The sequence below is a fragment of the Burkholderia sp. SIMBA_062 genome (assembly GCF_046534765.1).
In the GTDB taxonomy this organism is placed as follows: Bacteria; Pseudomonadota; Gammaproteobacteria; order Burkholderiales; family Burkholderiaceae; genus Burkholderia; species Burkholderia ambifaria.
Map to the genome: position 1 here is coordinate 1 of NZ_JAWRYD010000201.1, position 283 is coordinate 283.

Genomic DNA, 283 nt, shown 5'->3' on the forward strand with positions numbered 1-283 from the left:
TGTTCGACCAGCATCGGCAGCAGCGTGGCGTATACGTCGCCCACCTGGCCATGGGCGAGCCGCACCTGCTCGCGCAGGGCCGAGATCGGCTGGATGTCCGCGCCTGTGCGGGCATAGGCGTCCAGCAGCGTGTCAAAGGTGTCGAGCAATCCCTGGCTCAGTCGCCGGTCGAGCAGGGGCGTGTCGGCCATTTCCAGCAGGCCGGGCTTGAGTGTCAACAGCAGGGCGGCGAGGTTGCCGCTGTCCACGCTCGAGACATACAGCGGTAACAGCGGCTTGAGGG

1 protein-coding gene is annotated in these 283 nt (G+C 66.8%); it reads right to left on the bottom strand.

The annotated features are described in order from the left end of the window. On the bottom strand, nucleotides 1-283 hold a 283-nt coding region (locus SB786_RS36035; RefSeq protein ID WP_410731549.1), incomplete at both ends, for a hypothetical protein.